36 protein-coding genes are annotated in these 24973 nt (G+C 63.2%); 34 read left to right on the forward strand and 2 right to left on the reverse strand.

The genetic code is table 11. The features are described 5' to 3' along the window. Positions 1-729 precede the first annotated feature (729 nt). The 33 genes from rpsL (at position 730) to IVA78_RS01185 (ending at position 21646) form a co-directional block, all read left to right on the forward strand. Positions 730-1101 (forward strand): 30S ribosomal protein S12, encoded by a 372-nt coding sequence (gene rpsL / locus IVA78_RS01025; RefSeq protein WP_007603006.1) that lies wholly within the window; start codon positions 730-732, stop codon positions 1099-1101. A 15-nt stretch (positions 1102-1116) separates the two neighbouring features. Further along, positions 1117-1587: a 30S ribosomal protein S7 gene (rpsG, locus tag IVA78_RS01030; protein WP_035709569.1), complete on the forward strand. Its 471-nt coding sequence runs from the start codon at positions 1117-1119 to the stop codon at positions 1585-1587. Positions 1588-1619: 32 nt separating this feature from the next. Continuing rightward, positions 1620-3692 (forward strand): elongation factor G, encoded by a 2073-nt coding sequence (gene fusA, locus IVA78_RS01035; protein ID WP_247279361.1) that lies wholly within the window; start codon positions 1620-1622, stop codon positions 3690-3692. A gap of 40 nt (positions 3693-3732) precedes the next feature. Then, positions 3733-4923, forward strand: a complete 1191-nt coding sequence (gene tuf / locus IVA78_RS01040; RefSeq protein ID WP_211406468.1) for an elongation factor Tu — start codon at positions 3733-3735, stop codon at positions 4921-4923. A gap of 87 nt (positions 4924-5010) precedes the next feature. Further along, positions 5011-5319 carry a 30S ribosomal protein S10 gene (gene rpsJ / locus IVA78_RS01045; protein ID WP_002712302.1) on the forward strand — a complete coding sequence of 103 codons (309 nt, stop codon included), beginning with the start codon at positions 5011-5013 and terminating at the stop codon, positions 5317-5319. A 52-nt stretch (positions 5320-5371) separates the two neighbouring features. Continuing rightward, positions 5372-6085 (forward strand): 50S ribosomal protein L3, encoded by a 714-nt coding sequence (gene rplC / locus IVA78_RS01050; RefSeq protein WP_247279362.1) that lies wholly within the window; start codon positions 5372-5374, stop codon positions 6083-6085. Between the two features lies 1 nt (position 6086). Continuing rightward, positions 6087-6707 (forward strand): 50S ribosomal protein L4, encoded by a 621-nt coding sequence (gene rplD / locus IVA78_RS01055; RefSeq protein ID WP_018647243.1) that lies wholly within the window; start codon positions 6087-6089, stop codon positions 6705-6707. Continuing rightward, a complete protein-coding gene (locus tag IVA78_RS01060; RefSeq protein ID WP_247279363.1) occupies positions 6704-7006 on the forward strand; it encodes a 50S ribosomal protein L23 in 303 nt (100 codons plus the stop codon). The genes rplD and IVA78_RS01060 overlap by 4 nt, the downstream gene beginning before the upstream one ends. Before the next feature lie 12 nt (positions 7007-7018). Further along, positions 7019-7852: a 50S ribosomal protein L2 gene (rplB, locus tag IVA78_RS01065; RefSeq protein WP_194467932.1), complete on the forward strand. Its 834-nt coding sequence runs from the start codon at positions 7019-7021 to the stop codon at positions 7850-7852. 12 nt (positions 7853-7864) lie between these two features. Then, a complete protein-coding gene (gene rpsS / locus IVA78_RS01070) occupies positions 7865-8143 on the forward strand; it encodes a 30S ribosomal protein S19 (RefSeq protein WP_008136357.1) in 279 nt (92 codons plus the stop codon). Between the two features lie 10 nt (positions 8144-8153). Continuing rightward, on the forward strand, positions 8154-8543 hold the full coding sequence (rplV, locus tag IVA78_RS01075) for a 50S ribosomal protein L22 (protein WP_035729589.1): 390 nt from the start codon (positions 8154-8156) through the stop codon (positions 8541-8543). 17 nt (positions 8544-8560) lie between these two features. Beyond that, complete coding sequence (gene rpsC, locus IVA78_RS01080) at positions 8561-9286, forward strand: 30S ribosomal protein S3 (protein ID WP_247279364.1); 726 nt, start codon at positions 8561-8563, stop codon at positions 9284-9286. A gap of 30 nt (positions 9287-9316) precedes the next feature. Continuing rightward, positions 9317-9730 (forward strand): 50S ribosomal protein L16, encoded by a 414-nt coding sequence (rplP, locus tag IVA78_RS01085; protein ID WP_018647247.1) that lies wholly within the window; start codon positions 9317-9319, stop codon positions 9728-9730. A 5-nt stretch (positions 9731-9735) separates the two neighbouring features. Continuing rightward, positions 9736-9942, forward strand: coding sequence for a 50S ribosomal protein L29 (gene rpmC / locus IVA78_RS01090; RefSeq protein ID WP_011088144.1), 207 nt, complete (start codon positions 9736-9738; stop codon positions 9940-9942). Positions 9943-9955: 13 nt separating this feature from the next. Beyond that, positions 9956-10204 carry a 30S ribosomal protein S17 gene (rpsQ, locus tag IVA78_RS01095; RefSeq protein WP_008549247.1) on the forward strand — a complete coding sequence of 83 codons (249 nt, stop codon included), beginning with the start codon at positions 9956-9958 and terminating at the stop codon, positions 10202-10204. An 83-nt stretch (positions 10205-10287) separates the two neighbouring features. Further along, complete coding sequence (gene rplN, locus IVA78_RS01100) at positions 10288-10656, forward strand: 50S ribosomal protein L14 (RefSeq protein ID WP_008549246.1); 369 nt, start codon at positions 10288-10290, stop codon at positions 10654-10656. After that, complete coding sequence (gene rplX / locus IVA78_RS01105) at positions 10656-10970, forward strand: 50S ribosomal protein L24 (protein WP_011088142.1); 315 nt, start codon at positions 10656-10658, stop codon at positions 10968-10970. Before rplN ends, rplX begins: the two co-directional genes overlap by 1 nt. Continuing rightward, the gene (rplE, locus tag IVA78_RS01110) at positions 10963-11520 is read left to right on the forward strand and encodes a 50S ribosomal protein L5 (protein WP_247279365.1); all 558 of its coding nucleotides are present in this window, start codon (positions 10963-10965) and stop codon (positions 11518-11520) included. Before rplX ends, rplE begins: the two co-directional genes overlap by 8 nt. Positions 11521-11566: 46 nt before the next feature. Continuing rightward, entirely contained in the window at positions 11567-11872 is a 306-nt protein-coding gene (gene rpsN / locus IVA78_RS01115; protein WP_018647251.1) for a 30S ribosomal protein S14, read from the forward strand. 14 nt (positions 11873-11886) lie between these two features. Then, positions 11887-12285: a 30S ribosomal protein S8 gene (gene rpsH / locus IVA78_RS01120; protein ID WP_008549240.1), complete on the forward strand. Its 399-nt coding sequence runs from the start codon at positions 11887-11889 to the stop codon at positions 12283-12285. Positions 12286-12301: 16 nt separating this feature from the next. Further along, on the forward strand, positions 12302-12835 hold the full coding sequence (rplF, locus tag IVA78_RS01125; RefSeq protein ID WP_247279366.1) for a 50S ribosomal protein L6: 534 nt from the start codon (positions 12302-12304) through the stop codon (positions 12833-12835). 11 nt (positions 12836-12846) lie between these two features. Next, complete coding sequence (gene rplR / locus IVA78_RS01130) at positions 12847-13209, forward strand: 50S ribosomal protein L18 (RefSeq protein WP_007603036.1); 363 nt, start codon at positions 12847-12849, stop codon at positions 13207-13209. Between the two features lie 47 nt (positions 13210-13256). Beyond that, on the forward strand, positions 13257-13853 hold the full coding sequence (gene rpsE / locus IVA78_RS01135) for a 30S ribosomal protein S5 (protein ID WP_247279367.1): 597 nt from the start codon (positions 13257-13259) through the stop codon (positions 13851-13853). A gap of 25 nt (positions 13854-13878) precedes the next feature. Next, a complete protein-coding gene (rpmD, locus tag IVA78_RS01140) occupies positions 13879-14073 on the forward strand; it encodes a 50S ribosomal protein L30 (protein ID WP_011088137.1) in 195 nt (64 codons plus the stop codon). A 76-nt stretch (positions 14074-14149) separates the two neighbouring features. Then, complete coding sequence (rplO, locus tag IVA78_RS01145) at positions 14150-14635, forward strand: 50S ribosomal protein L15 (RefSeq protein WP_247279368.1); 486 nt, start codon at positions 14150-14152, stop codon at positions 14633-14635. 271 nt (positions 14636-14906) lie between these two features. Beyond that, entirely contained in the window at positions 14907-16238 is a 1332-nt protein-coding gene (gene secY, locus IVA78_RS01150) for a preprotein translocase subunit SecY (RefSeq protein WP_247279369.1), read from the forward strand. Between the two features lie 273 nt (positions 16239-16511). Continuing rightward, positions 16512-17381: an adenylate kinase gene (locus IVA78_RS01155; RefSeq protein WP_247463792.1), complete on the forward strand. Its 870-nt coding sequence runs from the start codon at positions 16512-16514 to the stop codon at positions 17379-17381. Between the two features lie 185 nt (positions 17382-17566). Continuing rightward, positions 17567-17935, forward strand: a complete 369-nt coding sequence (rpsM, locus tag IVA78_RS01160) for a 30S ribosomal protein S13 (RefSeq protein WP_247279371.1) — start codon at positions 17567-17569, stop codon at positions 17933-17935. 123 nt (positions 17936-18058) lie between these two features. Then, positions 18059-18448, forward strand: a complete 390-nt coding sequence (rpsK, locus tag IVA78_RS01165) for a 30S ribosomal protein S11 (RefSeq protein WP_007603045.1) — start codon at positions 18059-18061, stop codon at positions 18446-18448. 111 nt (positions 18449-18559) lie between these two features. Beyond that, positions 18560-19591, forward strand: coding sequence for a DNA-directed RNA polymerase subunit alpha (locus tag IVA78_RS01170; protein WP_247279372.1), 1032 nt, complete (start codon positions 18560-18562; stop codon positions 19589-19591). A gap of 121 nt (positions 19592-19712) precedes the next feature. Next, complete coding sequence (rplQ, locus tag IVA78_RS01175) at positions 19713-20129, forward strand: 50S ribosomal protein L17 (protein ID WP_247463795.1); 417 nt, start codon at positions 19713-19715, stop codon at positions 20127-20129. A 424-nt stretch (positions 20130-20553) separates the two neighbouring features. Beyond that, positions 20554-21342 carry an SDR family oxidoreductase gene (locus IVA78_RS01180; RefSeq protein ID WP_247463798.1) on the forward strand — a complete coding sequence of 263 codons (789 nt, stop codon included), beginning with the start codon at positions 20554-20556 and terminating at the stop codon, positions 21340-21342. A 7-nt stretch (positions 21343-21349) separates the two neighbouring features. Continuing rightward, positions 21350-21646 (forward strand): DUF1330 domain-containing protein, encoded by a 297-nt coding sequence (locus IVA78_RS01185; protein WP_247463840.1) that lies wholly within the window; start codon positions 21350-21352, stop codon positions 21644-21646. A 50-nt stretch (positions 21647-21696) separates the two neighbouring features. Here the strand turns inward: IVA78_RS01185 and IVA78_RS01190 are convergent, their stop codons facing one another. Further along, on the reverse strand, positions 21697-22710 hold the full coding sequence (locus IVA78_RS01190) for a zinc-binding alcohol dehydrogenase family protein (RefSeq protein ID WP_247463802.1): 1014 nt from the start codon (positions 22708-22710) through the stop codon (positions 21697-21699). Positions 22711-22833: 123 nt separating this feature from the next. Here IVA78_RS01190 and IVA78_RS01195 point away from each other — a divergent pair, with 123 nt between their 5' ends. Beyond that, on the forward strand, positions 22834-23211 hold the full coding sequence (locus IVA78_RS01195; protein ID WP_018647266.1) for a helix-turn-helix domain-containing protein: 378 nt from the start codon (positions 22834-22836) through the stop codon (positions 23209-23211). 41 nt (positions 23212-23252) lie between these two features. On the opposite strand, the gene IVA78_RS01200 is transcribed toward IVA78_RS01195, so the two are convergent. Continuing rightward, entirely contained in the window at positions 23253-24872 is a 1620-nt protein-coding gene (locus tag IVA78_RS01200) for an OprO/OprP family phosphate-selective porin (protein ID WP_247416829.1), read from the reverse strand. Positions 24873-24973 lie beyond the last annotated feature (101 nt).

Genomic DNA, 24973 nt, shown 5'->3' on the forward strand with positions numbered 1-24973 from the left:
GGATCGACCAACGCTAGCCGAAAATCCAGGCGAGACTGGGCATCGTGGCGCGCCACGGAAGACTGGAAAGCCTGCCACGAGCCAGCGGATTGGGGTGTGGGCTGGAAAACACGCTCACTTTGGTAATAAAGCTACATTTAGTCCGGGTATAATTGTCTTCGGACCTAGCAAATCGAGCGCTTCATTCCCATGTGAGGCAGGGGCAGTGAGGTGGCCAAGAGGCTGTTTCTGCAGGCGCCTGAAGCGCTTTGTGACTGTCGTTTCACCTTGACTTGATCGATTCTCACTTATAGAAAGCGCCTCACTTAACGACAGGCGGTGAGCATCGCCAGCGTCGGAACGGGCCACCCGTTTGATCCCTCAGGGGATCGCTAAGGCGGGCACCAACCTCGACGAATGCCGCTCAAACGCTGTCGATCATAGCTAGGCAATGCCAGTGCGATTTTAGTTCTCTTGAGCACGTTCTCATGAGATCGAACTCGGATGCATGACCTCAGTGCGCGGGCCACGGCATTGTGCTGACCGGTCCAATACTGCGGTCCTCTGTGGCGTCGAAGCGCTTTCCGCTCGGTGATGGAGCGGTTGGCGCAATTTCGCTTTGTGCGGATTGATCTGCGCAAGGCGGCTCCGTCGGGCCGGTAGCTCGAAAGAATTTGCGGTCCCGGCAACGGGCCGCGGCAAGACAGCGGACCCGAAAGGGGCCGCGGCAGAACAAAGGGTAAGGCCAGGATGCCGACGATCAACCAGCTGATCGCTCAACCGCGGGAAGTGCAGAAGTCGCGCAAGAAGGTGCCGGCGCTGCAGCAGTCGCCGCAAAAGCGTGGTGTTTGCACCCGCGTCTACACCACGACCCCGAAGAAGCCGAACTCGGCGCTTCGTAAGGTCGCCAAGGTGCGCCTGACCAACGGCTTCGAGGTGATCGGCTACATCCCCGGCGAAGGTCATAACCTCCAGGAGCACTCGGTGGTCATGATCCGCGGCGGCCGCGTCAAGGACTTGCCCGGCGTGCGCTACCACATCCTCCGCGGCGTTCTGGATACCCAGGGCGTCAAGAACCGTAAGCAGCGTCGTTCGAAGTACGGCGCCAAGCGTCCGAAGTAAGCGGGAACCTCGTCCATGTCTCGTCGCCATTCTGCTGAAAAGCGTGAAGTCCTTCCCGATCCGAAGTTCGGGAACATCATCGTCACGAAGTTCATGAACTCGGTGATGTATGCCGGCAAGAAGTCGGTCGCCGAGGGCATCGTCTACGGTGCGTTCGGTATCATCGAAACCAAGACCAAGCAGAACCCGCTCGGCGTGTTCGAGCAGGCGCTCGAGAACGTCATGCCGACGATCGAAGTGCGTTCCCGCCGCGTCGGCGGCGCGACCTACCAGGTTCCGGTCGAGGTTCGCTCGACCCGCCGGCAGGCTCTCGGCATTCGCTGGCTGATCGCGGCCGCGCGCGAGCGCAACGAGAAGACGATGACCGAGCGGCTCTCGGCGGAGCTTTTGGACGCATCGAACAACCGGGGGAACGCCGTCAAGAAGCGCGAAGACGTGCACCGCATGGCGGAAGCCAACCGCGCCTTCTCGCACTATCGCTGGTAACGGCGAAACCAACGGACTCGCAAGGAACACCCATGCCCCGCCAACATGCCATCGAGGACTACCGTAATTTCGGTATCATGGCGCATATCGACGCCGGCAAGACGACGACGACCGAGCGCATCCTCTATTACACCGGCAAGAGCCACAAGATCGGCGAAGTGCACGAAGGTGCCGCGACGATGGACTGGATGGAGCAGGAGCAGGAGCGTGGCATCACGATCACCTCGGCTGCGACCACCGCGTTCTGGAACGGCAAGCGCCTGAACATCATCGACACGCCCGGCCACGTCGACTTCACCATCGAAGTTGAGCGCAGCTTGCGCGTGCTCGACGGCGCCGTCTGCGTGCTCGACTCGAACCAGGGCGTCGAGCCCCAGACCGAGACGGTCTGGCGCCAGGGCGACAAGTACAAGGTTCCGCGCATCGTCTTCGCCAACAAGATGGACAAGATCGGTGCGGACTTCTTCAAGTGCCTGGCTGACATCGTCGATCGCCTCGGCGCCAAGCCCGTCGCGATTCAGCTTCCGATCGGTGCCGAGAACAACTTCAAGGGTCTCGTCGACCTCGTGAAGATGAGGGGCGTCGTCTGGAACGATGAATCGCTCGGCGCGAAGTTCGACTATGTCGATATTCCGGAAGAGCTCGTCGATCAGGCCAAGGAATACCGCGAGAAGATGGTGGAAGCCGCCGTCGAGCTCGACGACGACGCCATGGCCGCTTATCTCGACGGCAAGGAGCCGGACGAGGCGACGTTGAAGCGGCTGATCCGCAAGGCGGTGCTGACCGGCGCGTTCTATCCCGTGCTGTGCGGCTCGGCCTTCAAGAACAAGGGCGTGCAGCCGCTGCTCGACGCCGTCGTCGACTATCTGCCGTCGCCGCTCGACGTGCCCGCGATCAAGGGCACCGACGACAAGGGCAACGAAGTCGTGCGCAAGGCGGACGACAAGGAGCCGTTGGCGCTGCTCGCGTTCAAGATCATGGACGACCCGTTCGTCGGCACCATCACCTTCTGCCGCATCTACTCCGGCGTTCTACAGAGCGGCACCGGCGTCGTGAACTCGACCCGCGAGAAGAAGGAGCGCATCGGGCGCATGCTGTTGATGCATGCGAACAACCGCGAGGACATCAAGGAAGCCTATGCCGGCGACATCGTCGCGCTGGCCGGCCTGAAGGAAGCGCGCACCGGCGACACGCTGTGCGATCCCGACAAGCAGGTGATTCTGGAGAAGATGGAATTCCCCGAGCCGGTCATCGAGATCGCGATCGAGCCGAAGTCCAAGGCCGACCAGGAGAAGCTGGGCGTGGCGCTGGCCAAGCTCGCCGCGGAGGATCCGTCCTTCCGCGTGTCGACCGACCACGAGTCCGGCCAAACCATCCTCAAGGGCATGGGCGAACTTCATCTCGACATCAAGGTCGACATCCTCAAGCGCACCTACAAGGTCGACGCCAACATCGGTGCGCCGCAGGTGGCGTTCCGTGAGCGCATCACCAAGCGGGTGGAGCACAGCTACACCCACAAGAAGCAGACCGGCGGTACCGGCCAGTTCGCGGCCGTGTCGTTCATCGTCGAGCCGAACGAGCCCGGCAAGGGCTTCGAGTTCGAATCGAAGGTCGTCGGCGGCGCGGTGCCGAAGGAATACATCCCCGGCGTCGAGAAGGGCCTGGAGAGCGTGCTGTCGTCCGGCGTGGTCGCTGGCTTCCCCGTGGTCGACGTCAAGGTGACGCTCGTCGACGGCAAGTATCACGACGTCGACTCGTCGGCGCTCGCCTTCGAAATCGCCTCGCGCGCCTGCTTCCGCGAAGCGCTCCAGATGGGCAAGTCCGTCCTGCTCGAGCCGATCATGAAGGTCGAAGTGGTGACCCCGGAAGACTACACCGGCTCGGTCATCGGCGACCTGAACTCCCGGCGCGGTCAGATCCAGGGTCAGGACATGCGCGGCAACGCCAACGTCATCAATGCGATGGTGCCGCTCATGAACATGTTCGGTTACGTGAACAATCTGCGCTCGATGAGCCAGGGTCGCGCGACCTTCACCATGCAGTTCGACCACTACGCAGAAGCGCCGGCCAACGTGTCGGCAGAAGTCCAGAAGAAGTTTGCCTGATTGTCGTCGGTCTCAAGCTGACGATTGAACGGAGAGTCAAATGGCCAAAGCAAAGTTTGAACGTAACAAGCCGCACTGCAACATCGGCACCATCGGTCACGTCGACCATGGCAAGACGTCGCTGACCGCGGCGATCACCAAGATCCTCGCCGAGACCGGCGGCGCGACGTTCACCGCGTACGACCAGATCGACAAGGCGCCGGAAGAGAAGGCGCGCGGTATCACCATCTCGACCGCCCACGTCGAGTATGAGACGAAGAACCGCCACTACGCCCATGTCGACTGCCCCGGCCACGCCGACTACGTCAAGAACATGATCACCGGCGCCGCCCAGATGGACGGTGCGATCCTGGTCGTGTCGGCCGCTGACGGCCCGATGCCGCAGACCCGCGAGCACATCCTGCTCGCCCGTCAGGTCGGCGTGCCCGCGCTCGTCGTGTTCCTCAACAAGTGCGACATGGTTGACGATCCGGAGCTGCTCGAGCTCGTCGAACTCGAAGTCCGTGAGCTGCTCTCGAAGTACGAATTCCCCGGCGACAAGATTCCGATCATCAAGGGTTCGGCACTGGCCGCTCTCGAAGATTCCGACAAGAAGCTCGGCCACGACGCCATCCTCGAGCTGATGCGCAACGTCGACGAGTACATCCCGCAGCCGGAGCGTCCGATCGACCAGCCGTTCCTGATGCCGGTTGAAGACGTGTTCTCGATCTCGGGCCGCGGCACCGTCGTGACCGGCCGTGTCGAGCGCGGCGTCGTCAAGGTCGGCGAGGAAATCGAGATCGTCGGTCTGCGCGCGACCCAGAAGACCACCGTCACCGGCGTCGAAATGTTCCGCAAGCTGCTCGATCAGGGCCAGGCCGGCGACAACATCGGCGCGCTGCTCCGCGGCACCAAGCGCGAGGACGTCGAGCGCGGCCAGGTTCTGGCCAAGCCCGGTTCGGTCAAGCCGCACACCAAGTTCAAGGCAGAGGCCTACATCCTCACCAAGGAAGAGGGCGGTCGCCACACCCCGTTCTTCACCAACTACCGTCCGCAGTTCTACTTCCGCACCACCGACGTGACCGGTGTCGTGCACCTGCCGGAAGGCACCGAGATGGTGATGCCGGGCGACAACATCGCGATGGAAGTGCACCTGATCGTGCCGATCGCGATGGAAGAGAAGCTCCGCTTCGCGATCCGCGAAGGCGGCCGCACCGTCGGTGCCGGCGTCGTCGCCTCGATCATCGAGTAAACAAGCGAATAGGGAATGGTGAGTGGCGAATAGGGAGTTCTATTTCGCTACTCGCTACTCGCCACTCTACTCAAAGAAAGCACGGCAATGAACGGCCAAAACATTCGTATCCGTCTCAAGGCGTTCGACCATCGTATCCTCGATACGTCGACCCGTGAGATCGTGAACACGGCGAAGCGCACCGGCGCGCAGGTCCGCGGACCCATTCCGCTGCCCACCCGCATCGAGAAGTTCACCGTCAACCGTTCGCCCCACGTCGACAAGAAGAGCCGCGAACAGTTCGAGATGCGCACTCACAAGCGCCTGCTCGACATCGTCGATCCGACCCCGCAGACCGTCGATGCTTTGATGAAGCTCGACCTTGCCGCCGGTGTCGACGTCGAGATCAAGCTCTAAGATTTTGGATCCCGTTCGCGTCAAGCGGACAGAAAGAACAGGAAGCAAGCCGATGCGCTCCGGAGTGATCGCACAAAAGGTCGGGATGACGCGGGTCTTCACGGAGGCCGGCGAACATATCCCCGTGACCGTGCTGAAGCTCGGCAATTGCCAGGTCGTAGGCCACCGCACCGAAGAGAAGAACGGTTACGTCGCGCTCCAGCTCGGTTCTGGCAGCCGCAAGACCGTTTACATGCCCAAGGCCGAGCGCGGTCAGTTCGCCGTCGCCAAGGTCGAGCCGAAGCGCCGGGTCGAGGAATTCCGCGTCACCGCGGATGCCATGATCCCGGTCGGCGCCGAGATCCAGGCCGATCACTTCGTCGTCGGCCAGTTCGTCGACGTGACCGGCACCTCCGTCGGTAAGGGTTTTGCCGGCGGTATGAAGCGCTGGAACTTCGGCGGTCTGCGCGCCACGCACGGTGTGTCGATCTCGCACCGCTCGATCGGTTCGACCGGTGGCCGTCAGGACCCCGGCAAGACCTGGAAGAACAAGAAGATGCCCGGCCACATGGGTGTCGATCGCATCACCACGCTCAATCTTCGTGTCGTCCAGACCGATGTCGAGCGCGGCCTGATCCTCGTCGAAGGCGCCGTTCCCGGCTCCAAGGGCGGCTGGATCCGCGTGCGCGACGCCGTCAAGAAGCCGCTGCCGAAGGAAGCTCCGAAGCCCGGCAAGTTCAAGGTTGCTGGCGAAGCGGAAGTCGCCCCGGCTGCGCAGGAGGCGTGAGATGGAATTGAAGGTCACGACCCTCGAAGGTAAGGAAGCCGGCTCGGTCCAGCTTTCCGACGCCATTTTCGGCCTCGAGCCGCGCGAGGACATCATCGCGCGCTGCGTGCAGTGGCAGCTCAACAAGCGCCAGGCCGGCACGCACAAGGCCAAGGGCCGCGCCGAGATCTGGCGCACCGGCAAGAAGATGTACAAGCAGAAGGGCACCGGCGGTGCTCGTCACGGCTCGGCCCGCGTGCCGCAGTTCCGTGGCGGCGGCCGTGCCTTCGGCCCGGTGGTGCGCTCGCACGCCACCGACCTGCCGAAGAAGGTCCGCGCGCTCGCGTTGAAGCATGCGCTCTCGGCCAAGGCCAAGGACGGCGATCTCGTCGTGATCGAGAAGGCCGCGCTGGAAGCCGCCAAGACCAAGGCGCTGCTCGGTCACTTCTCGGGCCTGGGACTCACCAACGCGCTGATCATCGATGGTGCCGAGCTCAACAACGGATTTGCCGCGGCCGCGCGTAACATCCCGAACATGGACGTGCTGCCGATCCAGGGCATCAACGTCTATGACATCCTGCGCCGTCAGAAGCTCGTTCTGACCAAGGCCGCCATCGATGCGCTGGAGGCGCGCTTCAAATGACGAAGAACATTGAGCCTCGCCACTACGACGTGATCCTGTCGCCGGTCGTGACCGAAAAGGCGACGATCGCCTCGGAGCACAACAAGGTGCTGTTCAAGGTGGCCGCGAAGGCGACCAAGCCGCAGATCAAGGAAGCGATCGAGAAGCTGTTCGACGTCAAGGTCAAGAGCGTCAACACGCTGGTCCGCAAGGGCAAGACCAAGGTCTTCCGCGGCAATCTCGGCTCGCAGTCGAACACCAAGCGCGCGATCGTGACCCTCGAAGAGGGTCACCGGATCGACGTCACCACCGGTCTGTAAGGTCGTACGACGATGGCACTGAAGACATTCAATCCCACGACGCCGGGCCAGCGCCAGCTGGTCATGGTCGATCGTTCGGCCCTTTACAAGGGCAAGCCGCTGAAGGCGCTGACCGAGGGCAAGAAGTCCTCGGGCGGTCGCAACAACACCGGCCGCATCACCGTGCGCTTCCGCGGCGGCGGTCACAAGCAGACGCTGCGCACCGTCGACTTCAAGCGCGAGAAGATCGACGTGCCCGCGACGGTCGAGCGGCTCGAATACGATCCGAACCGCACCGGATTCATCGCCCTGATCAAGTATCAGGACGGCGAGCAGGCCTACATCCTGGCGCCGCAACGCCTGGCCGTTGGCGACACCATCGTCGCCGGCAACTATGTCGACGTGAAGCCGGGCAACGTCATGCCTCTCGGCAACATGCCGGTCGGCACGATCATCCACAACATCGAGGTCAAGATCGGCAAGGGCGGCCAGCTCGCCCGTTCCGCGGGCACCTACGCCCAGCTCGTCGGTCGCGACCAAGACTACGTCATCATCCGCCTGAACTCGGGCGAGCAGCGCCTCGTGCACGGCCGTTGCCGCGGCACGATCGGCGCCGTGTCGAACCCGGATCACATGAACACCTCGATCGGCAAGGCCGGCCGCAAGCGTTGGATGGGCCGTCGGCCGCACAACCGCGGTGTCGCGATGAACCCGATCGACCATCCGCACGGCGGTGGTGAAGGTCGTACCTCGGGCGGTCGCCACCCGGTCACTCCGTGGGGCAAGCCGACCAAGGGCAAGAAGACCCGCACCAACAAGTCGACCAACAAATTCATCCTCCTAAGCCGCCACAAGCGGAAGAAGTAAGGAACGCCGGACATGGTTCGTTCAGTCTGGAAAGGCCCGTTCGTCGAGGGTTCTCTGCTCAAGAAGGCAGATGCCGCGCGCGCGTCCGGCCGTCACGACGTCATCAAGATCTGGAGCCGTCGCTCGACGATCCTGCCGCAGTTCGTCGGCCTGACCTTCGGCGTCTACAACGGTCAGAAGCACGTGCCGGTGGCCGTCAACGAGGAAATGGTCGGTCACAAGTTCGGCGAGTTCTCGCCGACCCGGACCTTCCATGGCCACTCCGGCGACAAGAAAGCCAAGAAGGCTTGAGGATTAAACGATGAGCAAACCTAAGCGCGAACGGAGCCTCGCCGACAACGAGGCCAAGGCGGTCGCCCGGATGCTGCGGGTAAGCCCGCAGAAGCTCAACCTGGTCGCCCAGCTCATTCGCGGCCGGAAGGCGTCTGCCGCGCTCGCTGACCTGCAGTTTTCGCGCAAGCGGATCGCGGTCGATGTGAAGAAGTGCCTGGAATCGGCTATCGCCAATGCCGAGAACAATCACGACCTCGACGTCGATGATCTCGTCGTGGCGCAGGCTTTCGTCGGCAATGGCCTCGTGATGAAGCGCTTCGCCGCCCGCGGCCGTGGCCGCTCGGGCCGTGTCTACAAACCATTTTCGCAACTGACGATCATCGTTCGTCAGGTCGAAGCCGAAGCAGCAGCCGCTTAAAGGCGCAGGAGAACACGATGGGTCAAAAGATCAATCCGATCGGTCTGCGTCTCGGCATCAACCGGACCTGGGATTCTCGCTGGTTCGCCGGCAAGCAGGAATACGGCAAGCTGCTGCACGAGGACGTCAAGATCCGCGAGATCCTGCACAAGGAACTCAAGCAGGCCGCCGTCGCCCGCATCGTGATCGAGCGTCCGCACAAGAAGTGTCGCGTCACCATCCACTCGGCCCGTCCGGGCGTGGTGATCGGCAAGAAGGGCGCCGACATCGACAAGCTGCGCAAGAAGGTCGCGGACATTACCTCGTCCGACGTCGTCATCAACATCGTCGAGATCCGCAAGCCGGAGCTCGACGCGACGCTGGTGGCCGAGTCGATTGCGCAGCAGCTCGAGCGCCGCGTGGCGTTCCGCCGCGCCATGAAGCGCGCCGTGCAATCGGCAATGCGTCTCGGCGCGGAAGGCATCCGCATCAACTGCTCGGGACGCCTTGGCGGTGCGGAAATCGCGCGCATGGAGTGGTACCGCGAAGGTCGCGTGCCGCTGCACACGCTGCGCGCCGACATCGACTACGGCGTTGCGACCGCGTTCACAACCTTCGGCACGTGCGGCGTCAAGGTCTGGATCTTCAAGGGCGAGATCCTCGAGCACGATCCGATGGCCCAGGACAAGAGAATGGCCGAAGGCGAGACGGGCGGCAGTGGTGATCGTGGTGGCCGTCAGCGCCGCGATTCGGCTGCAGCCTGAGCCAGCACAGGAATTTGAGGGCTTAAAGCCATGATGCAACCTAAGAAAACGAAGTTCCGGAAGGCGCATAAGGGCCGCATCCACGGCGTTGCGTCTTCGGGCGCGACGTTGGCCTTCGGCCAGTACGGCTTGAAGGCGACCGAGCCTGAGCGCGTCACCGCGCGGCAGATCGAAGCCGCCCGCCGCGCGCTGACCCGCCACATGAAGCGCGCCGGCCGCGTCTGGATCCGCGTGTTCCCCGACGTTCCGGTGTCGAAGAAGCCGGCCGAAGTCCGCATGGGCTCCGGCAAGGGTTCGCCGGAACTGTGGGTCGCGCGCGTCAAGCCGGGCCGGGTGCTGTTCGAGATCGACGGCGTCAACACCCAGACCGCGCGCGAGGCGCTGACCCTGGCGGCCGCCAAGCTGCCGATCAAGACGCGCTTCGTCGAGCGCATTGCGGAGTAATGCCCATGGCCCAGATGAAGATCGAAGACATCCGCGCGATGAGCCCCGACCAGCAGGATGATGCCATCCTGAACCTGAAGAAGGAGCGCTTTAACCTGCGCTTCCAGCGCGCCACTGGGCAGCTCGAGAACACCTCGCGCCTGCGCGAGGCTAGGCGCGACATCGCCCGGATCAAGACCGTCGCCGCGCAGACGCGCGCGAAGAAGAAGTAAGAGGCTTACGAAGATGCCGAAACGTACTCTGCAGGGCGTGGTCGTCAGCGACAAGCAAGCCAAGACCATCGTGGTGCGCGTCGACCGCCGCTTCACGCACCCGATCTACAAGAAGACGATCCGCCGTTCGAAGAACTATCACGCGCACGACGAGAGCAACCAGTTCAAGCCGGGCGACGTGGTGTGGATCGAGGAATCGAAGCCGATTTCGAAGTTGAAGCGCTGGGTCGTGATCCGGGGCGAGCACAAGAAAAGCGCCTGATCTGTTGGCTTTAGCCGACCGACTTCAGGGAAATGTTGAGCGCCGGCTGGGCTGGCGCAAAGAGAAGAGGACGAGGTGCATCAATGATTCAGATGCAGACCAACCTCGACGTGGCCGACAATTCTGGCGCACGCCGTGTCATGTGTATCAAGGTGCTCGGAGGCTCCAAGCGCCGCTACGCCACGATCGGCGACATCATCGTCGTCTCGATCAAGGAAGCCATTCCGCGTGGCAAGGTGAAGAAGGGCGACGTGATGAAGGCCGTCGTGGTGCGCGTCCGCAAGGACATCCGCCGCGCCGACGGTTCGGTGATCCGCTTCGACCGCAACGCGGCCGTCCTGATCAACAACCAGGCCGAGCCGGTCGGGACCCGCATCTTCGGGCCCGTGCCGCGCGAGCTGCGCGCCAAGAACCACATGAAGATCATTTCGCTCGCGCCGGAGGTGCTGTGATGGCTGCGAAGATCCGCAAGGGCGACAAGGTCGTCGTGCTGACCGGTCGCGACAAGGGCCGGACCGGCGAGGTGTTCGAGGTGCGCCCCGACGCCGGGACCGCGCTCGTGCGCGGCATCAACATGGTCAAGCGTCACCAGAAGCAGACGCAGGCCCAGGAGGGCGGCATCATCTCGAAAGAGGCGCCGATCCAACTGTCCAACATCGCGTATGTCGGCAAGGACGGAAAGCCGACCCGCGTCGGATTCAAGATTCTGGCGGACGGCAAGAAGGTCCGCATCGCCAAGAGCTCGGGAGCTGAGATCGATGGCTGAGGCCGCTTACACGCCGCGCCTGCGCGCGGAATATGATGCGAAGATCCGCACGGCTCTGACCGAGAAGTTCGGTTACGAGAACGTCATGCAGGTTCCGCGTCTGGATAAGGTCGTGCTAAATATGGGCGTTGGCGATTCCGTCAACGATCGCAAGAAGGCCGAGACCGCCGCTGCCGAACTGACCCAGATCGCCGGCCAGAAGGCGATCGTGACCTATTCGCGCGTCGCGATCGCGACCTTCAAGCTGCGTGAGAATCAGCCGATCGGCTGCAAGGTCACGCTGCGCAAGGCGCGCATGTACGAGTTCATCGATCGCCTAGTGACGGTCGCGCTGCCGCGCGTCCGCGACTTCCGCGGCCTGAACCCGAAGAGCTTCGACGGCCGCGGCAACTACTCGCTCGGCATCAAGGAGCACATCATTTTCCCCGAGATCGACTTCGACAAGGTCACGGAAGCCCGCGGTATGGACATCACCGTCTGCACCACGGCCAAGACCGACGAAGAGGCGAGGGCCTTGTTGACCGCTTTCAATTTCCCGTTCCGGCAGTGAGACGCTGAGCTAAAGCCTCTCAAACGCGGATACCCAGGAGCCAAGCATGGCAAAGAAGAGTTCAGTCGAGAAGAACAACCGGCGCAAGCGGATGGTGAAGAACGCCGCCGCCAAGCGCGAGCGGTTGAAGGCGATCATCGCCGACAAGAAGCTACCGATGGAAGAGCGCTTCGCTGCGACGTTGAAGCTGGCGGAAATGCCGCGCAACTCGTCGGCGACCCGCATCCGTCTGCGTTGCGAGCTGTCGGGCCGTCCCCGCTCGAACTACCGCAAGAACAAGCTGTCCCGTATCGCGCTGCGCGACCTTGGCTCCAAGGGCATGGTCCCGGGCCTCGTCAAGTCGAGCTGGTAAGGAGGGTCGTTTAGATGTCTACGCACGATCCAATCAGCGATCTGATCACCCGCATCCGCAACGCGCAGATGCGCTCCAAGACCAAGGTCTCCACGCCTGGCTCGAAGATGCGCGAGAACGTGCTCGAGGTGCTGAAGTCCGAGGGCTACATCCGCGGTTACGCCACGCTTGAGCATCCCTCGGGCCGCAGCGAGATCGAGATCGAGCTGAAGTATTTCGACGGCGAGCCCGTCATCCGCGAGATCGAACGGGTCTCCAAGCCGGGGCGTCGTGTCTACGCCTCGGTGAAGGCTCTGCCGCGGGTCAACAACGGACTCGGCATTTCGGTGTTGTCGACGCCGAAGGGGATTATGGCCGACCACAGCGCGCGCGACGCGAATGTGGGCGGCGAAGTCCTCTTCACGGTGTTCTGAGAAGGATTTTTGATCCATGTCACGTGTTGGCAAAAGGCCTGTAGCGGTTCCGTCGGGCGTTACCGCGACCGTTGATGGGCAGACCGTCAAGATGAAGGGGCCGAAGGGCCAGCTTCAGTTCGTCGTCCATGACGACGTCGAGGTGAAGCTCGAGAGCGGCGAGATCAAGGTCAAGCCGCGGTTCGAGACCAATCGCGCGCGGGCGCTGTACGGCACCGCTCGCGCTCAGGTCGCGAACCTCGTCGAGGGCGTCACCAAGGGCTTCGAGAAGAAGCTCGAGATCACCGGCGTCGGCTACCGCGCCGCGATGCAGGGCAAGAACCTGCAGCTTGCGCTCGGTTACAGCCACGACGTGATCTATCCGATCCCGGAAGGGATCACGATCACCGTGCCGAAGCCGACCGAGATCACGGTGACCGGCAGCGACGTCCAGCGCGTTGGCCAGGTCGCAGCCGAGATCCGCGGCTATCGCCCGCCGGAGCCCTATAAGGGCAAAGGCGTGAAGTATGTTGGCGAATTCATCTTCCGCAAGGAAGGCAAGAAGAAGTAACGGAGCCGGTCATGTCGAAAGCCAAGGTTACGAATGCCCGGCGCAAGCGGAGTGTGCGGCTGAAGCTGCGCCGCTCCGGTGGTGGCCGTCCGCGCCTGTCGGTGTTCCGCTCGTCCAAGCACATCTACGCCCAGGTCATCGACGACCTGAAGGGCGAGACGCTGGCCTCTGCCTCTTCGCTCGAGAAGTCGATGCGGGACGGCGGCAAGACCGGCGCCGACATCGATGCGGCGAAGGCGGTCGGCAAGCTGCTGGCGGAGCGCGCTGCCGAGAAGGGCGTCAAGGAAGTCGTGTTCGATCGCGGCAGCTATCTCTATCACGGGCGCGTCAAGGCTCTTGCCGACGCCGCGCGTGAGAGTGGGCTGAGCTTCTAACAGAATTTGAGGATTGAGGCGCAAGCCTCTGAAGGATTGGAAAAACCATGGCAGCTGAACGCGAACAACGTGGTGGACGCGATCAACGCGGCGGCGGACGTGAACGCAGGGAGCGCGAGGAGCGCGACAGCGAGTTCGTCGACAAGCTCGTCCACATCAACCGCGTGGCCAAGGTCGTCAAGGGCGGCAAGCGCTTCGGTTTCGCAGCGCTGGTCGTGATCGGCGATCAGAAGGGCCGCGCCGGCTTCGGTCACGGCAAGGCGCGCGAAGTGCCTGAGGCGATCCGCAAGGCGACCGAATCCGCCAAGCGCAACCTGACTCGCGTGTCGCTGCGCGAGGGCCGCACGCTCCATCACGACATCGCCGGCCGTCATGGCGCGGGCCGTGTCTACCTGCGTGCCGCCCCGGCCGGCACCGGCATCATCGCCGGTGGCCCGATGCGCGCCGTGTTCGAGACGCTCGGCGTCCAGGACGTGGTGGCGAAGTCGATCGGCTCGTCGAACCCGTACAACATGGTTCGCGCCACCTTCGACGCGCTGAAGCATCAGGATTCGCCGCGCTCGGTTGCTGCCCGCCGCAACATCAAGGTGTCCACCCTCCAGTCCCGTCGTATCGGCGGTGACGCCGAGGCGACTGCCGACTAACGGAAGCTTTTCGGAGTAGACTCCCATGGCCAAGGCCGCAAAGACGATCAAGCTCGAGCAGACCGGCAGCGCGATCCGCCGCCATCACTCGCAGCGCTCGACGCTGATCGGGCTCAAGCTCAACAAGATCGGGCGCACCAGCGAACTGCCGGATACCCCGGCCGTTCGCGGCATGATCGAGAAGGTTCACCATCTCGTCCGCATCGTCGACGAGAAGTAAGAAGCGGCGCAGGATCCCGAAAAGCGGGCACCCGGTTTTCGGTGAAGATCGTGCGCAAGACACAAGGAGAAGGGCGATGAAGCTCAGCGATATCGCCGACAACGCCGGCTCGCGCAAGAAGCGTATGCGCGTCGGCCGCGGCATCGGTTCGGGCAAGGGCAAGCAGTCGGGCCGCGGCGGCAAGGGCCAGACCGCGCGTTCGGGCGTGCGCATCAAGGGTTTCGAAGGCGGCCAGATGCCCATGCATCGCCGTCTGCCCAAGCGCGGCTTCAACAACATCTTCCGCGTCGAGTTCGCCGAGATCAATCTCGACCGGCTCCAGGAGGCAGTCGATGCCAAGAAGATCGACGCCGGCAGCGTCGTGAACGTCGAGGCGCTGGTGAAGGGCGGCGTGCTGCGCCGCGCCAAGGGCGGTCTGCGGCTGCTCGGCCGCGGCGAGCTCAAGTCCAAGCTCAACATCGAAGCGCATGGCGCCTCCAAGACCGCTATCGCGGCGGTCGAGAAGGCCGGCGGTTCGGTGAAGATCCTCGCCCCTGCCAAGGAAGAAGGCGAGGCGGCGTAACAACTGCGTCATTGGCCCGCGCCTCGCGGGCCTTTACGCATGCGGGACGATGGACTTATCGGAGCCGAGCCCCAGATAATGTCCGGCGTCCGCTAAAGCATGATCGGGACCCGAAGGACCGCGTTTGCGCAAAGTGTGAAGCGGTTTTCCGAGAAGATCATGCTGAAAACGACACCTAGAGCGCGACGGTGAGGCATCCTGATCTCATCGCGCTTTAGAGTAGCCCGGCCGCGGGCATGACGGCGCAACAGGCGGCGGGAGAAAGTCCAAGATGGTCTCTGCAGCGGAACAACTGGCAGCCAATCTCAATTTCGGCGCGTTCGCCAAGGCCGACGAACTGAAGAAGCGCATCTGGTTCACCCTGGGTGCGCTGCTCGTTTATCGGCTCGGCACCTACATCCCGCTGCCCGGCATCGATCCCAACATCTGGGAGCAGGTGTTCCGGTCCCAGGCGGGCGGCATCCTCGGCATGTTCAACATGTTCGCCGGCGGTGGCATCCACCGCATGGCGATCTTCGCCCTGAACATCATGCCGTACATCTCGGCCTCGATCATTATCCAGCTCCTGACCACCGTCTCGCCGCAGCTTGAGGCGCTGAAGAAGGAAGGCGAGGCCGGCCGCAAGACGCTGAACCAGTACACCCGCTATCTCACCGTCATCCTGGCCGCGTTCCAGTCTTACGGCATCGCCGTGGGCCTCGAGGGCGCCGGCAACGTCGTCAGCGAGCCTGGTCTATTCTTCCGCCTGTCCACGGCGATCACACTGACCGGCGGCACCATGTTCCTGATGTGGCTCGGCGAGCAGATCACCTCGCGCGGCATCGGCAACGGCATCTCGCTGATCATTCTCGCCGGTATCGTCGCCGAGCTGCCCGCGGCGCTCGCCAACATGCTCGAGCTCGGCCGTCAGGGTGCGATGTCGACCGGTCTGATCCTGGTCGTCATCATCATGGCGGTTGCCGTGATCGCCTTCATCGTGTTCATGGAGCGCGCGCAGCGCCGCCTGCTGATCCAGTATCCCAAGCGTCAGGTCGGCAACAAGATGTTCGAGGGCCAGTCCTCGCATCTGCCGCTCAAGCTCAACACCTCGGGCGTGATTCCGCCGATCTTCGCGTCCTCGCTGCTGCTGCTGCCGACCACGGTGGCGAACTTCAACGCCGGCAGCGGACCGGAATGGTTCCAGTGGATCACCACCCAGCTCGGCCACGGCCGTCCGCTGTTCCTGATCATGTATCTGGCGCTGATCGTTTTCTTCGCCTTCTTCTACACCGCGATCGTGTTCAACCCGACCGAGACCGCGGACAATCTGAAGAAGCACGGCGGCTTCATTCCGGGCATCCGTCCCGGCGAGCGCACCGCCGAATATATCGACTACGTGCTGTCACGCATCACCGTGCTCGGCGCGATTTATCTGGCGATCGTCTGCTTGATTCCGGAGATCCTGATCTCCTACGCCTCGGTGCCGTTCTACTTCGGCGGCACCTCACTGCTGATCGTCGTCAGCGTCACCATGGACACGGTGGCGCAGGTGCAGGGCTATCTGCTGGCGCATCAGTACGAAGGCCTGATCCGCAAGTCGAAGCTGCGCGGCCGCCGCCGCTAAGCGCAGCGTCCCCCGAAGGCGGCGCGATTGCGCCGCCGATTCGCTCCGCCAGCAACACGCGGCGCCTGCACGGCAGCAGCAGCCATTCGGTCATATCGGCAGAGCTGTTCTCACAGCAGCACAATCACTGATTTCAAAGCCCTTCTTGGCGACAGCCCATCCGCTCCCCTATGATGTGGGTAGCGGTGCAGCGCCGATTATGGTTTGCACTGTCCTTGATCTTCAAACACAGGTGCGCGACGTATCGCTCACCAATCCGGGGGGCGTACGCCGATGAGAATTATACTTCTGGGACCGCCGGGGTCGGGCAAGGGGACCCAGGCGCAGCTGCTGGTGCAGCGCTATGGCATCGTCCAGCTCTCGACCGGCGAGATGCTGCGCGCGGCCGTTGCGGCAGGAACGCCGGTCGGGCTGAAGGCCAAGGAGATCATGGCGAGTGGCGGCCTCGTGCCCGACGAGGTCGTGGTCGGAATCATCTCCGACCGCATCGACCAGCCGGATGCCAAGAACGGTTTCATCCTCGACGGTTTCCCACGCACCGTGCCGCAGGCCGAGGCGCTGGACGAACTGCTCAAGCGCAAGCATCTCAAGCTCGATGCCGTGATCGAGCTGCGTGTCAACGAGAGCGCGCTCCTGAACCGCGTCGAGACCCGCGTCGCCCAGATGCGCGAGCGCGGGGAGGAGGTCCGGGTCGACGACACCCCGGAGGTCCTGACCAAGCGCCTCGCCAGCTACCGCAGCCAGACGGAACCGCTGATTCACTACTATTCCGAGCGGCGGAAGCTCTCGACCATCGACGGCATGATGGCCATCGACGAGGTCACCCGTGCCATCCACCGCCAACTCCTGGCGCTCGGGGCGGTCGAGCCCAAGAGCCACGGCAAGACGCATGCCCGCAGTGCGGCCAAGGCTGCGCCGGCCAAGAAGGCCAAGACAGCGAAGAAAGCGGCCAAAAAGCCGGCAAAAACGGCCAAAGAGGCAGCCAAATCCACTAAGAAGGCCGCCAAAAAAGTCCTGAAGAGCGCCGGGAAGGCCACCCGGAAGACAGCAAAGAAGGCGATCAGGAAGACTGCCAAGAAGGCCGTCAAGAAGGGTGCCAAAAAGGCCGCAAAAAAGGTCACGAAAAAGCGAGCCAAACGCTAGCAGCGGTTGACGAGCGCCCCCGGAATCCCCTAATAAGCCCCGCATCCAAGTCGGATAGTTTCAGACGATGCCGGGCCCCAGGAAGACCGGGGTTGGGCGTCGTGTTCGCGTTTGTGAACACCTGCCCGAGAACACAAGCACTTAAAGCCCGATCCTGACGAGGATCGGCGACAGGAGAGAAGGCCGTGGCCCGTATTGCCGGCGTGAACATTCCCACCAACAAGCGCGCGCTGATCGCGCTCCAGTATATCCATGGCATCGGCCCGAAGATCGCCAGTGAGATCCTGGAGAAGGTGAAGATCCCCGCGGATCGTCGCGTCAATCAGCTCAGCGACGCCGAAGTGCTCCAGATCCGCGAAGTGATCGACCGCGACTATCTCGTCGAGGGCGATCTGCGTCGTGAGGTCGGTATCAACATCAAGCGTCTGATGGACCTCGGCTGCTATCGCGGCCTGCGTCACCGTCGCGGTCTGCCGGTGCGCGGTCAGCGCACTCATACCAACGCGCGCACGCGCAAGGGCCCAGCGAAGGCCATCGCCGGCAAGAAGAAGTAAGTTTTCGCAGCCAATCGCGGCGTGTGGTGAACGGGGGATGACCCGTTCGCCACGCGCCTTTCGTTCCACAGGTGTAGCCGCTGGCATTACGGCGGCGTTTGAGATCGTCAGGAAAGGGACTCAATGGGCAAGGAAGCCACCCGCGTTCGCCGTCGTGAGCGCAAGAACATCGCCTCCGGCGTCGCGCATGTGAACTCGTCGTTCAACAACACGACCATCACCATCACGGATGCGCAGGGCAACACGATTGCCTGGTCTTCCGCCGGCACGATGGGCTTCAAGGGCTCGCGCAAGTCGACCCCGTATGCCGCGCAGGTTGCCGCCGAGGACGTGTCCAAGAAGGCGCAGGAGCACGGTATGCGCACGCTGGAAGTCGAAGTGGCCGGTCCCGGTTCGGGCCGCGAATCGGCGCTCCGCGCGCTCCAGGCCGCGGGCTTCACCGTCACCTCGATCCGCGACGTGACCACGATCCCGCACAACGGTTGCCGTCCCCGGAAGCGTCGGCGCGTTTAATATGAAGTTGCGAGCGCGTCGGCGCTCGCGATGTTTTTTGCGAAGCCGCGGGAATCATCCGCGGCCTTTCTCCAACGCCGGTATTTGAGTTTTTCAAATTGACTGGCCTGTATGGGTGAAACAGTGACGATCCAGAAAAATTGGCAAGAACTGATTCGACCGAACAAGCTCCAGGTTACGCCCGGCAGCGACTCGAACCGTTTCGCGACCATCGTCGCCGAGCCGCTCGAGCGCGGCTTCGGCCAGACCCTCGGCAACGCGCTGCGGCGCATCCTGCTCTCCTCGCTCCAGGGCGCGGCGGTGCAGTCGGTGCACATCGACGGCGTGCTGCACGAGTTCTCCTCGATCGCTGGCGTCCGTGAGGACGTCACCGACATCGTGCTCAACATCAAGGACATCTCGATCAAGATGCAGGGCGAGGGCCCCAAGCGCATGGTCGTGAAGAAGCAGGGGCCGGGCGTCGTCACCGCTGGCGACATCCAGACCGTCGGCGACGTCACCGTGCTCAACCCGGACCTCCAGATCTGCACCCTCGACGAGGGTGCGGAGATCCGCATGGAGTTCACGGTCTCGACCGGCAAGGGTTACGTGCCCGCCGAGCGCAACCGTCCCGAGGACGCGCCGATCGGCCTGATCCCGGTCGACAGCCTGTACTCGCCGGTCCGCAAGGTCTCCTACAAGGTCGAGAACACCCGCGAGGGTCAGATCCTCGACTACGACAAGCTGACCATGACGATCGAAACCAACGGTGCGATCTCGCCGGATGATTCCGTGGCCTACGCCGCGCGCATCCTCCAGGACCAGCTCAACGTGTTCGTCAATTTCGAAGAGCCGCGCAAGGAAGTTGCCCAGGAGATCATCCCGGACCTCGCCTTCAACCCGGCTTTCCTCAAGAAGGTGGACGAGCTCGAGCTGTCGGTGCGTTCGGCCAACTGCTTGAAGAACGACAACATCGTCTATATCGGCGATCTCGTGCAGAAGAGCGAAGCGGAAATGCTCCGCACCCCGAACTTTGGCCGCAAGTCGCTGAACGAGATCAAGGAAGTCCTGGCCCAGATGGGGCTGCACCTCGGCATGGAAGTGCCGGGCTGGCCGCCGGAAAACATCGACGAGCTCGCCAAGCGCTTCGAGGATCACTACTGATCGACTTCACCGTCGTGGCCGGAGACATCCGGCCACGATTTTCATGGGCGAACGCAGGAAGCCCACCTGAGCAACTTGTCCGACGAACCGTCGCGGCAGTTCATACGTAAGGAATAAACACATGCGTCACGGCAAGGTTCATCGGAAGCTCAACCGCACGGCCGAGCATCGCAAGGCGATGTTCGCTAACATGGCGGCTGCGCTGATCAAGCACGAGCAGATCGTCACCACGCTGCCCAAGGCCAAGGAGCTCCGCCCGATCGTCGAGAAGCTCGTCACCCTCGGCAAGAAGGGTGGCCTGTCGCTACGCCGCCAGGCGATCGCGGAGCTGCGCGACCTCGACATGGTCAAGAAGCTCTTCGATACGCTCGCGGCCCGCTACAAGGACCGCCAGGGCGGCTACACCCGCATCATCAAGGCCGGCTTCCGCTACGGCGACAACGCCCCGATGGCCGTAATCGAGTTCGTCGACCGCGACGTCGATGCCAAGGGCCAGGATTCCGGTCCGGTGGAGGAAAAGGAAGCCGAGGCGGCGTAAGCCTTTCGGCAGTACGAAATTTGAAAGCGGCGCCCTCGGGCGCCGCTTTTTTTCCGTGCCCTGCTTCGAGCGCCGGAAGGGTGGAGCTTCGCTTTTTTGGAGCAGCGGGAATCCGAAGGAGCTCGATCAAAGCCATCTGAGGATCAGCAGCAAGCCCTACGATAGCCGCGGAACGTGGCTTGTGCATGTGGATGTCTCTTCCGAAGTTTGGAAGACGCCCGACCCGGATCTGCAGAATTCGGCGACCGTGCGTTTCGCACCGAACGCTGCAGAAAGCTTCGCGAGCACTCTGAATGATGGCACGCTTTCGCTTTGCGCGCCCTAAGATTCCCGTGTTGTGGCCGTTGGTACTCACGCGTCGGTGAGCGGTGATTGCGATGGCACGCGGGGCACATATCTCCACCAACCTCAATGGAGATAACGCATGAACATCGACCTTTCGGGAAAAACCGCGCTGGTGACCGGCTCCACTGCCGGCATCGGCCGCGCCATCGCCAAGGGCCTTGCCGCTTCGGGCGCCAGCGTCGTGATCAACGGCCGCGGCCGAAACAAGGTCGATGCCGCTGTCCGCAAGCTGGAAGAGACCGGCGCCAAGATCCGTGGCATCGCCGCCGACGTCTCGACGGCGGCAGGCTGCGAGGCGCTCGTGGCGGCGCTTCCCGAGATCGACATCCTCATCAACAATGCCGGCATCTTCGAGCCGAAGGAGTTTTTCGAGATTCCCGACGAGGACTGGAGTCGCTTCTTCGAAGTCAACGTGATGAGCGGCGTCCGTCTGTCGCGGGCGTATATGAAAGGCATGTTGAAGCGCAATTGGGGCCGCATCGTCTTCATCTCCTCGGAGTCCGGACTCAACATTCCCGTCGAGATGATTCACTACGGCATGAGTAAGACGGCCCAGCTCTCGGTCGCGCGGGGCCTCGCGCAGCTCACTCGCGGCACTGGCGTCACAGTTAATTCCGTGCTGCCCGGCCCGACCATGTCCGAGGGGGTCGAGACCTTCGTCAAGGATCTCGCTAGGCAGAACGGACAGTCGGTGGAAGAGGCCGCCGCCAATTTTGTCAGGCAGCATCGCCCGAGTTCGCTGCTGCAACGCTTCGCCAGCGTCGACGAGATCGCCAACATGGTGGTCTATGTCGCGTCCAAGGAAGCATCCGCGACCAACGGTGCGGCGTTGCGGGCGGAAGGCGGCATCGTCAACACCATTGCGTGAGGTCGGCATGACAGCCTATGTGATTTCCGAAGTCGAGATGCGCGATCCCGATGAATTTGAAGCCTATCGTACGCTGGCCGCGAAGACGATCGCGCAATACGGCGGGCGTTATCTGGTTCGCGGCGGCAAGACTGAACTGGCCGAAGGTAATCTTCCACCGAAGGCTATCGTCATCGTCGAATTCCCGTCGATGGCGAGGCTGAAGGAATGGTACGCTTCAACGGAATATGCCGAAGCGCTAAAAGTGCGGCAGACGGCGCTGGAGCGGCGGCTGATGTTCGTCGAAGGCGTGGCGGAAACGTAGGGTGGGTTACGCCTTCGGCTAACCCACCCTACGCACCGACGCCGGAGCCGCTACCACCCCTCCAGCACGATCTTGCCGCGCGACTTGCCGCTTTCGAGCAGCGCGTGCGCGCGCTTGAGGTTGGCCGCATTGATGGTGCCGAAGGTCTGGTCGAGCGTGGTGCGCAACACGCCCTTGTCGATGAGGTCGGCGACGTCATTGAGCAGATGATGCTGCGCGATCATGTCGGGGGTCTGGAACGAGGAACGCGTGAACATCGACTCCCAGTGCACCGAGATCGCCTTGCCCTTGAATGTGCTCATGGCGAATTCCGGCGGATCGTCGATCAGGCCGAACTTGCCCTGCGGTGCCATGAACTCAGCGATCGCCTTGTAGTGCTGGTCGGTGAAGGTGAGGCTTGCGACCAGCGCGACCGGCGGCAGCCTCAAGCTCTCGATCTGCTCCTTCATCGGCTTGCCGTGGTCGATCACCGCATGGGCGCCGAGATCGAGGCACCATTTTTGCGACTCCGGCCGCGTCGCGGTCGCGAGCACTGTGAGGCCAGTGAGGCGGCGGGCGAGCTGGATCAGGATCGAGCCGACGCCACCGGCGCCGCCGGTGATCAGCAGTGTGCGCGGATCGACGCTCTTGCCGGGTATTGCGCCGAGACGGTCGAACAGAAGCTCCCATGCGGTGATGGAGGTGAGGGGGAGGGCGGCCGCTTGCGCGAACGACAGGCTCTTCGGCTTGTTGCCGACGATGCGCTCGTCAACCAGGTGGTATTCCGAGTTGGTGCCCTGACGCAGAATAGAACCAGCGTAAAACACTTCATCACCTGGCTTGAACAGCGTGACGTCGGGACCGATGGCATCGACCACGCCCGCCGCGTCATAGCCGAGGATCTTGATCTCGCCCTCGGGCGGGGCGGCGCGCTTGCGCACCTTGTAGTCGACCGGGTTGGCCGAGATCGCCTTCACGGCGACGCGGATGTCGCGCCCTCCAGGCTCGGGTTTTGCGGTCTCGAAATCAATGAGTGAATCCGCGTCCTCGATCGGAAGCGATTTCCTGTAGCCGACGGCCTTCATGGCTTGTCTCCATCAGATGGCTTCTGTTCGCTCGCCGCCCTAACTGTCGCTCTGGCCCCGATTTGGCAAGTACTGTAAATTTGGGGATATAGTCCCTGTTTGGATACTATCGGGAAAACACGCATGAAACGGCGCAATTTTGCCCGGCGCCCCGGCTGCTCGGTCGAGGCGACGCTGGATCTGATCGACGGCAAGTGGAAGGGTGTCATCCTCTACCACCTCCAGAGCGGCACCCAGCGCTTCGGCGAATTGCGCCGCCGGATGCCCGGCATCACCCAGCGCATGCTGACCAAGCAGCTTCGCGCGCTGGAGGAGGACAAGCTCGTGATTCGGAAGGTCTATGCGGAGGTGCCGCCGCGCGTGGAGTATTGCCTCTCCGAACTCGGCGAGAGCCTCAAGCCAGTCATCGACATCCTGAAGGCCTGGGGCGAGAGCCACCAGCAGCGGCTGTCCTGTGCGCCGCCGCCGGTCGTGGTGAAGAAGCCGAAGCGCGCGGCGTAAACATCCGGGAGCGGATCGTTCTGCTCCCGGATGAGATTGCCTCAGAACGCGAACTGTGTGCGCATCGCGACGGCGTCGAACTTCGAGCCGACATCGGCGGTCGAGATCGGCGAGGCCTGCCGTGACACAGTTCCGTGCAGGTAGTCGAGCATGAAGCGGACGTTGCCGTTGACGTACCAGTTGAGCGCGAGCGTGTAGACCGTCTGCCGTCCGCCGGCGACGCCGTTGGCGGTTGCCAGCTGGTCGTTGAGATCGATGGTGGAGAAACGTCCCGCGATCTCCCAGGCGCCCCAGCCGCCACCGTCGAGCGAGAACGGGTGCGCCGGCTTGACGCCGCTATAAGCCGCGTTCGCCGCATTGTAGGTCCGGCCTTCGCCCGTCAGCACGTATCCGGCCTGGGCATAGCCGCCCTGGAATTTCAGGCTCGGTGCGCCGACCAGCGGCACGCCGGTATTGGCTGTGCGATCGACATTGTACCAAAAGTACTCACCCTGAACGATGAACGGGCCGTACGTCGCCGCTGCCTCGACGCTGTAGACCTGCGCGCCTGAGGCATTGGCGATAGCGCCGGTGGAGATCAGCGTGGTCGGGTCGAGACGCAATTCCGGACGGTCGCTGAGCGTGACCGTCTGCGTGTTGGCGATCAGGTTGCGCGGCGGCTGGATCAGCCATTGCGCGTCGGCGCCGATATGCACCGAATAGTCCTTGCCGCTGATCGGATTGCCGGCCACGCGCGCCACGGCGCCATATTGCTCGCTGGTACCGGGTGGTGCCGCGCTCGACGCGGAGTGGATCGCACCGGTCGACGGTCCCGTGACATAGCCGCCGATCCAGAGCTGGTCGTTGAACCAGCGCGCACCGGCTGCGGAGCGGAAGTCGCCGGCCGCGATGTTGGTGGCGATCACGCCGGGCGAGGCGCGCTCCATGAACATGATGTCGTTGGAGCTCGTCGCCTCGTCCATGGTGTAGGGCAGGTCCATGATGCCGGCCTCGATCGCCATCCGTCCGCCGAACGGCTTCAAGCCGGTGTAGCTGAGATAGGCGTTCTCGACCCCGGAGACGCCACCGCCCGGAAGGGATCCCGGCGCCGCGCCGCCAAATCCATCGGACGAGCCGCCGAAGTCGTAGACCAGCGCGAAGTTCCAGTCGTTGAAGAACTTGCCGGTCAGGCCGATGCGCGCGCGGCGAACGTTCTGGCCGCTGTCGAGCTTCTGCGGCACGGTCGCCGCGGTGTTTGGACGATAGTCATAACCACCGACATCCCAGTGCAGGCGGCTGGTGATGGCGACGCAATTGGCCTGGTCGGCGGTGCAGACAGTTGGCCGGTTGTTCGGCATCGTCACGACCACACCGGAGGCCGGCGCCGGTCCTTTGACGGGGATTGCCGCATTGGCGTTGGCAACGACGGCCTTTGCCTCCGAGCGCGCCTCGGCCTTGGCTTCAGCCTTCGCTTCGGCTCTGGCCTTCGCCGTAGCCGCCGTGTTCGCCGCGGTCTGGCTCTGGAGCTTGTCGAGCTTCTGCTCCAGCATCTTCAGCTGCTGCTTCAACAGCGCGATCTCCTGCTCGCTGCTGCTTACCGTTTGGGTCTGGGCTTGGGCCTGCGAGGCCGCCAGCGCGCCGGCGAGACCGATCGCCGTGGCCGCAATCCTTGTTCTGCTCATGTCATGACTCCATCGTTTGACGAACTTCCCCAAGTCGCTGGCGGAGCCTAGGTGTGATCGATGACTGCCCCGCGACGCTGCGCCCGGTTGCGCGGTTCCCA

Origin of the sequence: Bradyrhizobium sp. 137, from assembly GCF_023074095.1 — a bacterium.
Lineage (GTDB): Bacteria > Pseudomonadota > Alphaproteobacteria > Rhizobiales > Xanthobacteraceae > Bradyrhizobium.

What these genes read in the sequence shown, in the direction of transcription:
- rpsL (WP_007603006.1), top strand. Translation starts at nt 730, where the DNA reads ATGCCGACGATCAACCAGCTGATCGCTCAACCGCGGGAAGTGCAGAAG.
- rpsG (WP_035709569.1), top strand. Translation starts at nt 1,117, where the DNA reads ATGTCTCGTCGCCATTCTGCTGAAAAGCGTGAAGTCCTTCCCGATCCG.
- fusA (WP_247279361.1), top strand. Translation starts at nt 1,620, where the DNA reads ATGCCCCGCCAACATGCCATCGAGGACTACCGTAATTTCGGTATCATG.
- tuf (WP_211406468.1), top strand. Translation starts at nt 3,733, where the DNA reads ATGGCCAAAGCAAAGTTTGAACGTAACAAGCCGCACTGCAACATCGGC.
- rpsJ (WP_002712302.1), top strand. Translation starts at nt 5,011, where the DNA reads ATGAACGGCCAAAACATTCGTATCCGTCTCAAGGCGTTCGACCATCGT.
- rplC (WP_247279362.1), top strand. Translation starts at nt 5,372, where the DNA reads ATGCGCTCCGGAGTGATCGCACAAAAGGTCGGGATGACGCGGGTCTTC.
- rplD (WP_018647243.1), top strand. Translation starts at nt 6,087, where the DNA reads ATGGAATTGAAGGTCACGACCCTCGAAGGTAAGGAAGCCGGCTCGGTC.
- IVA78_RS01060 (WP_247279363.1), top strand. Translation starts at nt 6,704, where the DNA reads ATGACGAAGAACATTGAGCCTCGCCACTACGACGTGATCCTGTCGCCG.
- rplB (WP_194467932.1), top strand. Translation starts at nt 7,019, where the DNA reads ATGGCACTGAAGACATTCAATCCCACGACGCCGGGCCAGCGCCAGCTG.
- rpsS (WP_008136357.1), top strand. Translation starts at nt 7,865, where the DNA reads ATGGTTCGTTCAGTCTGGAAAGGCCCGTTCGTCGAGGGTTCTCTGCTC.
- rplV (WP_035729589.1), top strand. Translation starts at nt 8,154, where the DNA reads ATGAGCAAACCTAAGCGCGAACGGAGCCTCGCCGACAACGAGGCCAAG.
- rpsC (WP_247279364.1), top strand. Translation starts at nt 8,561, where the DNA reads ATGGGTCAAAAGATCAATCCGATCGGTCTGCGTCTCGGCATCAACCGG.
- rplP (WP_018647247.1), top strand. Translation starts at nt 9,317, where the DNA reads ATGATGCAACCTAAGAAAACGAAGTTCCGGAAGGCGCATAAGGGCCGC.
- rpmC (WP_011088144.1), top strand. Translation starts at nt 9,736, where the DNA reads ATGGCCCAGATGAAGATCGAAGACATCCGCGCGATGAGCCCCGACCAG.
- rpsQ (WP_008549247.1), top strand. Translation starts at nt 9,956, where the DNA reads ATGCCGAAACGTACTCTGCAGGGCGTGGTCGTCAGCGACAAGCAAGCC.
- rplN (WP_008549246.1), top strand. Translation starts at nt 10,288, where the DNA reads ATGATTCAGATGCAGACCAACCTCGACGTGGCCGACAATTCTGGCGCA.
- rplX (WP_011088142.1), top strand. Translation starts at nt 10,656, where the DNA reads ATGGCTGCGAAGATCCGCAAGGGCGACAAGGTCGTCGTGCTGACCGGT.
- rplE (WP_247279365.1), top strand. Translation starts at nt 10,963, where the DNA reads ATGGCTGAGGCCGCTTACACGCCGCGCCTGCGCGCGGAATATGATGCG.
- rpsN (WP_018647251.1), top strand. Translation starts at nt 11,567, where the DNA reads ATGGCAAAGAAGAGTTCAGTCGAGAAGAACAACCGGCGCAAGCGGATG.
- rpsH (WP_008549240.1), top strand. Translation starts at nt 11,887, where the DNA reads ATGTCTACGCACGATCCAATCAGCGATCTGATCACCCGCATCCGCAAC.
- rplF (WP_247279366.1), top strand. Translation starts at nt 12,302, where the DNA reads ATGTCACGTGTTGGCAAAAGGCCTGTAGCGGTTCCGTCGGGCGTTACC.
- rplR (WP_007603036.1), top strand. Translation starts at nt 12,847, where the DNA reads ATGTCGAAAGCCAAGGTTACGAATGCCCGGCGCAAGCGGAGTGTGCGG.
- rpsE (WP_247279367.1), top strand. Translation starts at nt 13,257, where the DNA reads ATGGCAGCTGAACGCGAACAACGTGGTGGACGCGATCAACGCGGCGGC.
- rpmD (WP_011088137.1), top strand. Translation starts at nt 13,879, where the DNA reads ATGGCCAAGGCCGCAAAGACGATCAAGCTCGAGCAGACCGGCAGCGCG.
- rplO (WP_247279368.1), top strand. Translation starts at nt 14,150, where the DNA reads ATGAAGCTCAGCGATATCGCCGACAACGCCGGCTCGCGCAAGAAGCGT.
- secY (WP_247279369.1), top strand. Translation starts at nt 14,907, where the DNA reads ATGGTCTCTGCAGCGGAACAACTGGCAGCCAATCTCAATTTCGGCGCG.
- IVA78_RS01155 (WP_247463792.1), top strand. Translation starts at nt 16,512, where the DNA reads ATGAGAATTATACTTCTGGGACCGCCGGGGTCGGGCAAGGGGACCCAG.
- rpsK (WP_007603045.1), top strand. Translation starts at nt 18,059, where the DNA reads ATGGGCAAGGAAGCCACCCGCGTTCGCCGTCGTGAGCGCAAGAACATC.
- IVA78_RS01170 (WP_247279372.1), top strand. Translation starts at nt 18,560, where the DNA reads ATGGGTGAAACAGTGACGATCCAGAAAAATTGGCAAGAACTGATTCGA.
- rplQ (WP_247463795.1), top strand. Translation starts at nt 19,713, where the DNA reads ATGCGTCACGGCAAGGTTCATCGGAAGCTCAACCGCACGGCCGAGCAT.
- IVA78_RS01180 (WP_247463798.1), top strand. Translation starts at nt 20,554, where the DNA reads ATGAACATCGACCTTTCGGGAAAAACCGCGCTGGTGACCGGCTCCACT.
- IVA78_RS01185 (WP_247463840.1), top strand. Translation starts at nt 21,350, where the DNA reads ATGACAGCCTATGTGATTTCCGAAGTCGAGATGCGCGATCCCGATGAA.
- IVA78_RS01190 (WP_247463802.1), bottom strand. Translation starts at nt 22,710, where the DNA reads ATGAAGGCCGTCGGCTACAGGAAATCGCTTCCGATCGAGGACGCGGAT.
- IVA78_RS01195 (WP_018647266.1), top strand. Translation starts at nt 22,834, where the DNA reads ATGAAACGGCGCAATTTTGCCCGGCGCCCCGGCTGCTCGGTCGAGGCG.
- IVA78_RS01200 (WP_247416829.1), bottom strand. Translation starts at nt 24,872, where the DNA reads ATGAGCAGAACAAGGATTGCGGCCACGGCGATCGGTCTCGCCGGCGCG.